This window comes from Candidatus Chloroploca mongolica (genome assembly GCF_004762035.2).
In the GTDB taxonomy this organism is placed as follows: domain Bacteria; phylum Chloroflexota; class Chloroflexia; order Chloroflexales; family Chloroflexaceae; genus Chloroploca; species Chloroploca mongolica.
The window spans coordinates 1-8,325 of record NZ_SIJK02000106.1 but is presented as its reverse complement, the minus strand read 5'-3'; the positions used below and the strand labels follow the sequence as shown (position 1 = coordinate 8,325).

The following is an 8,325-nucleotide window of genomic DNA, read 5'->3' as shown; positions in this document are numbered from 1 at the left end:
TTGATTGATTGGTAGATCATCTGATCTCACACCAAGCGTTGAAGTCGGCACTACCATAGCCCCGATGAACGATTGAATATTCATGAGCCGGCTAAAGTCGGCACTCCAGCAGAGCAGGAAACTTTACCCTTTGCGCCTTTGCGTCAAATCACCAGCCTACTGCAGCGCGGCAGTGAGCCGGGCAACGTTCTCGATCAGGCGCTGAGTTGCGGGCCGACTCTTCCAGGTTTGCAGTTCTACCCGCTTCGAGCGGGCAATATAGGTATCAAAGATCTTGGATAGCTCGGCGACCACGGCTGTGTCGTACACAACCAGCGAGACCTCCAAGTTCAAGGTGAACGAGCGAATGTCAAGGTTGCTCGACCCGATCATCGCGATCTGGTCATCGACGGCGATGGTCTTGGAGTGCAGCAGGATCGGCAACTTGTACTGGAGCACCTCAACGCCAGCGCGGAGCAACTGCTCGTAATAGGATTTCTGGGCACTCGCCACGAAGAGTTGATCGACGGCCTCAGAGTTGATCAGCGTGACCTTTACCCCGCGTAGCGCTGCGCTGGTAACTGCCAGCATCAGTGCGTCGTCGGGCACAAAGTAGGGGTTGACGATCACGAGCCGCCGCTGGGCTGCGTTGATCAGCCCGGTAAAGAGGCGCAGATTGTTCTCGTCATCGAAGCCGGGGCCACTGGGCAATACCTGGCAGAGCGCAGTGCCCTGAGCATGCCAGCCCGTGCGTTGCAACTCTGGATACTTGCGCGGATCAAGCAACTCGCCTGTCTCGGCGTACCAGTCGGTCACGAAGGCCGCCTCGAGTTGAATAACCACCGGCCCAACAACCCGGACACACAGCTCGTCGTAGTAGAGCTCATCCTTGCGGTGGTAGGTACGGTCGATCACATTGAGCGAACCGGTATAGCCTGCCTCGCCATCCACGACCAGAATCTTGCGGTGGTTGCGGAGATCGAAGCGCAGCCACTCGCCAGGTTTGCCGACTGGCAACATGTAGTGCCAAGCAACCCCAATTGCCGTCAGGTGCTGCTCCATCTCCTTGCGACCAGGGTACTTGCGTGAGCCAATCTGATCGAGCAGCAGGCGCACCTTGACCCCGCGTTTGACCGCACGTTCCATCGCGGCAAAGAAGACCTCGGTCGTTGTGTCACGGGCAATGATGTAAAATTCGATGTGGGCATACCGTTGCGCCCCGTCGATCTCCTGCGCCATACGCTCGATGATGGCATTGTAAGTCGGCAGCAATTCAACCCCATTGCCCGCAAAGGCCGGCATACCACCAAGCTTCTGGGCCAGCGCCGTGTGGGGCATGGCAACTGCGGGAACAGCGGGCTTGAGCAGAGCCGCCGTCGCACGATCGCCCGAGGCTTGCTCAATGGCCTGAGCGATCAGTCCGCTCATCTGATGCTGGAGCTGACGCCGCCGTGGGGTCAGCTTGGGGCTACCGATGAGCAGGAAGATCACGACACCGATAAGCGGCGCAATCGTGATCAGCAAAAGCCAGGCCGTGGCCGATGAGGGCTTACGGTTGACCGGGACAACAAAAAAAGCAACGAGCACGATCAGGATATGCAGGGCACCGCCTGCAAGAGACCATAATGTTGGATTCACAGATTGCTTGCCTTATTAAATAATAATGGAATCCGGCTCCCTCCCCCAGCGGGGGAGGGCTGGGGAGGGGGAGCAACAAGCCGCCGTCAATCAACCAGCAGGCGCTCGAACTCATCGCGCAACTTGGCGAGTGCGCTGTCCACCACCGTAATAGCACCATCCACCAGAGCGCAGCGCCCGCTCCCAGGGAGCAACCCACACATATGCTCGATATGAGCCAGATCGGCCTGCGTTCCACGCCCCGCGTCAATGGTGCGCAATACCCCGGCCAGTTCACGCGTACCAATCTTGCAGGGCGGGCATTGACCGCACGAGCCATCGGCGAAGAATTCGACGTAGTCGGCCACCCGGCGCACGATGCTCGCCCCCTCTGAGATCACGATCATCGCCCCGGTACCCAGGCGTGAGCGGTACGCCCGCAGCGAGTCCCAGTCGAGCGGCGCGTCCAGATCTTCGGCTGTAAGGATCGTATTCGAGGGGCCGCCGGTAAAGACGGCCTTGAACGCTTTGCCCTGAAGCATCCCGCCCCCGTGGGTAAAGACCAGCTCGCGCAGCGTTGTGCCCATTGGCAATTCATAGAGACCCGGGCGCAACACGTCGCCACTGAGCGAGTAGAGCTTGGTGCCCACCGCCTCGCCGAGGCCCAGGTTGCGGTACCACTCGGCCCCGTGGCGCAGGATGTGGGTCACATGGGCCACGGTCTCGACATTGTTGATCGTGGTCGGTCGGCCATGTACCCCGCTCTGGGCCGGGAAAGGCGGCTTCTGGCGTGGAAAGGGGAAACCGCCCTCTACCGTAGCGATGACTGCGGTCTCCTCGCCGCCGATGTAGAGGCCCGACGAGCAGACGACCCGCAGCGCAATCCTCTGGCCGATGGTTGCGGCAACTTCATCAAGATGCGGGTGCCATTGGCTGATCGCGGTCTCGGCGGCGGCAAGGGCGTCGGTGGCCCCGGGGTTGAGGTAGAGCACGATCTGGTTGACGTCGAGCGCAAGCGCGGCGATCAGCGCACCCTCGATCACCTGGTGCGGGCTCTCGGCAAGCAAGGCCCGATCCTTGAACGTGCCTGGTTCGTCTTCATTGCCATTGACGACAAAATAGCGGTCGCCTCCGTCACGGGGCGAGGGCAGCATGAAGCCCCACTTGCGAAAGATCGGGAAGCCAGCCCCGCCCATGCCCCGCAATCCGGCAGCCTCTAGCGTGGGCAGGATGGCGCTCGGATCGCCGAGGGCGTTTGCCAGGCCCACGCCGCCGCCATTCGCAAACCACGCATCAAGATCGGTACCAACCAGCGTCTTGGGGTGCCGCAGCACCTGGTTGAGTGAGCTCATAGGTGCTCCATTATAGCCTGGGAAACGGTGCAAGGTTCATGACGCTTCACGTTTCGCCCCCACATGCGCTCGCAGCTCGAAGTTGGCATAGTCGGGAAAAAGCCGTGGCGAGCGCCGTGTTAGCGAGAGGCCGGCGAGAGTCAGTTCGCGTTGCCAGTCGGCCAGGTGGCCGATGCCCACCTTGCGCCGGGGCAAGCTGCTGCGCAGCACGGCCGCCGCTGCCCCGGCTCGCTGCCCAAAGCTCAGGATGTCGAGCAGCGAGTTGCCCATCAGGCGGTTGCGCCCGTGGATACCGCCCGTTACCTCGCCTGCGCAGAAGAGTCCGGGGACATTGGTTGCGCCGTCGCCAGCGATCGCAATGCCGCCGTTCTGATAATGCAGGGTTGGGTAGACCAGAAAGGGTGTTTCGGCGGGATCGTGGCCGCAGCGTGCGGCCAGGTGGCGCAGGCCACCGAAGCGCGCTAGCGTGCCAGGCGAGGCGGCCTCTAGCCCCGGTGTGTCGAGCAAGACGCCCACCTGCCCGTCGCGCATGATCCCGCGCCCTTCACGGCATTCCCGGATGATCGCTGCTGCTACCACGTCACGGGTTTGCAACTCATCCACAAAACGCTCGCCAAACCCGTTGAGCAGCGTGGCCCCCGCCGAGCGGGCGGCCTCAGAGACCAGGCCGCCGACAAGGTGGCGCGGGTAGGCCAGGCCTGTCGGATGAAATTGGTATGAGTCGAGCTCGCGCAGCCGCGCCCCGAGCCGGTACGCCAGGGCCAATCCGTCGCCGGTGGCCCCAAAATGATTCGAGGTCGGAAAGCCCGCCAGGTGGATCCGCCCGATCCCGCCTGTGGCGAGAATGACCGCCTGCGCCCGAATGAGAAACAGCCGGCGGTAAGCAATGCTGTAGGCAACCACACCGGCACACTGGCCCCGCTCGTCGCTCAGCAACTCAACCACAGGGCTCTGGGGCGTCACCTCGATGCCGGGCGTATGGCTCACCGCCTCGCGCAGCACGCGCATCAACTCGAGGCCCGTGTAGTCGCGGAAGGAGAGAATGCGCGGGGCCGATCCTCCGCCAGGACGCTTGAGCAGCAGGTCGCCGAACGGGCTGCTGCCTGCCTGGTCGAACTGCATGCCCAACTGGATCAGCCAACGCACAATACCAGGGCCGTCCATCACCATCTGAGCGACAAGCGCACGCTCGGCAACGTACTGCCCAGCCTGTAGCGTATCATCATAGTGAAGCTGCGGCGTATCATCCGCGCCTACAGATGCCTGCATGCCACCTTCGGCCATCACGGTATTGCTGTCACCGAGTTGCAACTTGGTGAGCAGCGTCACCCTGGCACCCTGTTCAGCCGCGGCAAGAGCCGCCGCGCAGCCGGCACCGCCGCCGCCGACAATCACCACATCCGTGTCGCGAACAGGGGCACCGGCAAGGTCGATCTCATCAACCAGGCCGTTGCTCTGAAGCAGATCGGCCACCTGAGCCTGGCAGCGCTCGCCACGATTCGGCCCGACAGCAAGCCTGGCCTGAGCCTCTTCGTGATAGTCAGGGTGGAACTCACGCAGCAGATCCACCGGTTCAAGTACGCCTTCTGGCAGTGGTCGGGGGCGATGGCCGCCCGCACGGTAACGTGCGAGAGCCTCATCGTAGGGGTGGAAATCAGCCATACACATGCTCCTCGGCACCGATCTCAACCCGCAGATCGCCACGCTCAAGCTGCTCGAGGCGCCGCATAAGATTGGCGGGACGGCTGAGCAGGGTCGCCGTAAGCCGACGGGCAAACAACCCCACATGATTGGGGGTTATCTGCTCGGGGCAGGCCGCCGTGCAGAGATTGCACATCACACAGGCCTCGAAGATAGCACTCGCCTCGTGGAGCCGTCCGTCTACTACCGCACCGACACCTGCCTGAACGTCCAGCTTGCGGGGACAGACCGCGTCACAGCCACCACAGTGGCGGCAAAGGGCCGCTTCGGGAAAAGCGGTGCGCACCTGCGTACCGACACGCCACAAATCCTGGAACTGGTCAACCTGATACGGGCGCTCGCGGCGCGGGGCAAGCGCGCGCACGAAACTGACCTGCATCCCCGGCTCAATGAGGGTCTCACAAGCAAGCACGAAGCCCACTTCAGGTGATCCGTCGCGGCGCACCATAGCCCGGCACGAACCGCACACCCCCTGGCCCAGGCAGCCTACATGCTCAACAAGCGTCTGGCCGGCAGCCCAGACAGCCTCGATGACAGAGCGTCCAGAAGGGGCCGTGATTGTACGACCATCCACAACAAGGGTTACTGGTGCATCATTCAATACAGTCTCCCTCACACAAGCGCCGAGGCCCAAAACACAGCCGCGGATGCGCTCCCATCTCTCACATCAAGTGTAAGGCGCGTAAGTACGGCGAACATCATCAGGAATGGTGAATTTGCCTTACCAAAGCGGGCAGCCGAATCAGATGGAACCTTCCGCTCCTGGCAAGTTACCCTTCTACTTTCGGTCGGTCTGGATACGTAGCCCTGATGTTGACGCTAACGAGGCGATCCCCGTAGACTTAAACTCAATACTTTTCAAATAAGCTCACGCGAAGGCGCGAAGGCGCGAAGGGTTCGCTCACGTACGCTAAAAACTTTGCGCCTTTGCGCCTTTGCGTCAAAACAATCGCCTTCTTTGCAAGGTATTGGACTTAAACCTAGCGTAACAAGCGTAACCAGATGAAAGGGAGATCCGATGAGCACTGTCTATCTGGCTGGGGCCTTTTTTGCGACTGCGGATGGGGCCGAGGCGGCCCTGAAGGAACTGACCAGCGAGGGCCTGTTCCTGCTTACGGCGGCGACGCTTCAGGCTGACGTCAACGGCAAGGTACACGTCAAGGAACTGAAAGATATGGGCGGGGGCAAAGGCGCAGCGATTGGAGGCGTCATCGCCGCTGGCCTCGGCCTGTTCGCTGGCGCACTGCTCATCCCGGTGGCGGTCGGGGCGGCCATGGGTGGCCTGGCCGCGAAGATCGGCGACTCCGGGTTCCCCAACGCTGACCTGAAGGCCCGCGCCGCAAAACTCGCCCCCGATAGCTCGGTATTGCTGATCGCCGCGCTTCCCAACGACTGGCCCGCGATTGAAGTACGCCTTACACCGAAGGCGACCGAGATTCGGGGCGGTATGATCAGTTCAGACATGGTCGAAACGCTCGAGCAAGACCAGGAACTCGTGCGCGCGGCGCTCGTCGAGGCCGAAGCAAACAGTGGGCCTGTCTCAGCTTACTGGAGCTCGACACGTCGTTAGAGAAAAAGGCGTGGAGGTTGGAGGTTCTATGATCGGATTTTTCCAGGGAGTACTTGATTATCTCTCTAATCTCTGGCGGGTGATCATCCAGGCCATGCTGCTGAACGAGCAGGTCTTTGCTGGCGTTCAGAATCTCCCCCGGTCGGGGTTGCTCACCCTGGGGATCGCGCTCGTCGGTGGCATCTCTCAGCTTATCGGCCAGAGCGTGATCCTCTTTGTCAACCGGGTCAAGCCCGGACGTTTTGCCTTCAGTCTCCTGCTTGGCGGCCTGACCTATTTTATCGGCATTCTGATCTGGGGCACGACGATCTGGCTTAGCGGGCGCTTCCTGTTTGGCAGCGAAGCAAGTTACCTGACCGTGTTGCGCATTGTGACCCTCGGTGCGGCACCTTTTGTGTTCGGCTTCCTGGTTCTCATCCCGTACGCCGGCGTCTTCATCGGTCGCGTCCTGTGGGTCTGGAGTCTGCTGATTGTCATCAGTGTCGTCAACTTCACGTACGGCTTCAACTTCTGGCAAGGAGCCATCGTCGTCGGTGCAGGTTGGTTGCTGATGATGATCATGACGGCCACCATCGGACGCCCGATCGTGGCTCTACGCAACGCCATCTTCAAACGTGTTGTTGGCAGCAAGCTTGACGCCACGACTCGTGATATCCTGACCGCCTTTGCGAGCGAGACTGAAAGCGAACCTTCGGCAAGTGAGCGGAAGCTATGATTTCAATGCTCTTTTTCGGGGCTATAGCCCTGCTCTTGATCTCTGCGGCGATGGCCCCGATCACGGCCCTGGGTTGGTGGGCCGGCTGGTTCGGTGAAGAGACGGTTCCGGTACGTCTCAACAAGACGCCTCAGGTCGCGCCTGAACGTACCACCCAGTCAGCCCCCCACTACCTCGTCTACCTCTCGGGGATTGGGGCCATTACCGCCGACTCGGTACCCGACGAGGAGATCAAGTGGCTCGCCGAGTTTGAACGACGGCTCAGCGACAGCTTCCTGGTGCGCGATGTCTTTCCCTACAACGTCGTGGGCGCTGGCCTTACCAACGAACGCTTCTTCAGCCGGATGTGGAAGTACATCGAGCAACTACGCTTCAAGAACCCCTCGGTAGCGCTTGGCAATCTGATCAACCTGCGCAATGTGCTCCAGGTGGCTGTTTCGGCTGACCCCCGCTATGGCCCGATCTACAATCTCGGTATCGCCAACGCGATCGTCGAGTCACTGCAACGTCACGGCTACCAGTTGGGCAGTGGCATCCCCGTGACCCTGATCGGCTGGAGCGGCGGAGGCCAGATTTCCCTCGGGGCAACGGCCTTCCTCAACGGCATGCTCAGGGCACCAATCCGGGTTATCTCGATCGGCGGGGTTATGGCTGACGACCCGGGGCTGGTCAGCGTGACCCACCTCTACCATTTCTATGGCTCGAACGACCCCATCCAGGCCATGGGAGGCAAGCTTTATGCGGGCCGCTGGCCGGTCTTCAAGCAGTCGGTATGGAACCGAGCCATGACCCAGGGCAAGATTACCTTCACCGAGCTCGGCCCCTTTAGCCACAACGGCAAGGATAACTATTTCAGCTGGGAAGTCAGGACGCCTGAGGGCAAGACCTACGCCGAGACAACAATGGATGCCATTCTTGATGCGCTGCGCAGCGAAGGGCTGCTCGGGCATAAGCGCGTACAACGGTAGCGCAGGCTGGAAGCCCGCATGGGTTTTGCGGGCTGGATGGTTTTTAAACATTACATCAGGCAAACCGGAGTGCCGACTTCAGTCGGCTTCCAGCGTGTCCTCTGTCATTCCGAACGGAGCGGAGCGGAGTGAGGAATCTTCCCTGCGGCGCACGGAAGACCCCTCGCTGCGCTCGGGGTGACAAGGCGGGCGCAGCAAGGTGCCACGGCAAGCGCAGCAAGGTGCCACGGCAAGCGCAGCGGGCTGCCAACGCCAGCTCTGTCATTCCGAACGGAGCGGAGCGGAGTGAGGAATCTGCCCTGCGGCGCACGGAAGACCCCTCGCTGCGCTCGGGGTGACAAGGCGGGCGCAGCAAGGTGCCACGGCAAGCGCAGCAAGGTGCCACGGCAAGCGCAGCGGGCTGCCAACGCCAGCTCTGTCATT

At 61.5% G+C, this 8,325-nt stretch carries 7 protein-coding genes; 3 read left to right on the top strand and 4 right to left on the bottom strand.

The features are described 5' to 3' along the window. Window positions 1-156 precede the first annotated feature (156 nt). From cls to EYB53_RS24375, 4 genes are all read right to left on the bottom strand, one after another. Window positions 157-1,617 (bottom strand): cardiolipin synthase, encoded by a 1,461-nt coding sequence (cls, locus tag EYB53_RS24390; RefSeq protein WP_135482063.1) that lies wholly within the window; start codon window positions 1,615-1,617, stop codon window positions 157-159. A gap of 86 nt (window positions 1,618-1,703) precedes the next feature. Continuing rightward, a complete protein-coding gene (locus EYB53_RS24385; RefSeq protein ID WP_135482061.1) occupies window positions 1,704-2,948 on the bottom strand; it encodes a complex I 51 kDa subunit family protein in 1,245 nt (414 codons plus the stop codon). 36 nt (window positions 2,949-2,984) lie between these two features. Further along, entirely contained in the window at window positions 2,985-4,610 is a 1,626-nt protein-coding gene (locus EYB53_RS24380) for an FAD-dependent oxidoreductase (protein WP_135482058.1), read from the bottom strand. Then, window positions 4,603-5,250 carry a 2Fe-2S iron-sulfur cluster-binding protein gene (locus EYB53_RS24375; protein WP_135482056.1) on the bottom strand — a complete coding sequence of 216 codons (648 nt, stop codon included), beginning with the start codon at window positions 5,248-5,250 and terminating at the stop codon, window positions 4,603-4,605. The genes EYB53_RS24380 and EYB53_RS24375 overlap by 8 nt, the downstream gene beginning before the upstream one ends. A gap of 417 nt (window positions 5,251-5,667) precedes the next feature. On the opposite strand from EYB53_RS24375, the gene EYB53_RS24370 reads away from it, so the two are divergent. From EYB53_RS24370 to EYB53_RS24360, 3 genes are read left to right on the top strand one after another with little or no spacing between them, the layout of a single operon-like run. Next, complete coding sequence (locus EYB53_RS24370) at window positions 5,668-6,219, top strand: hypothetical protein (protein WP_135482054.1); 552 nt, start codon at window positions 5,668-5,670, stop codon at window positions 6,217-6,219. Window positions 6,220-6,247: 28 nt separating this feature from the next. Beyond that, window positions 6,248-6,934 (top strand): hypothetical protein, encoded by a 687-nt coding sequence (locus EYB53_RS24365; RefSeq protein WP_097654046.1) that lies wholly within the window; start codon window positions 6,248-6,250, stop codon window positions 6,932-6,934. Further along, window positions 6,931-7,902, top strand: coding sequence for a hypothetical protein (locus tag EYB53_RS24360; protein WP_135482052.1), 972 nt, complete (start codon window positions 6,931-6,933; stop codon window positions 7,900-7,902). The genes EYB53_RS24365 and EYB53_RS24360 overlap by 4 nt, the downstream gene beginning before the upstream one ends. The last annotated feature ends 423 nt before the right edge of the window (window positions 7,903-8,325 follow it).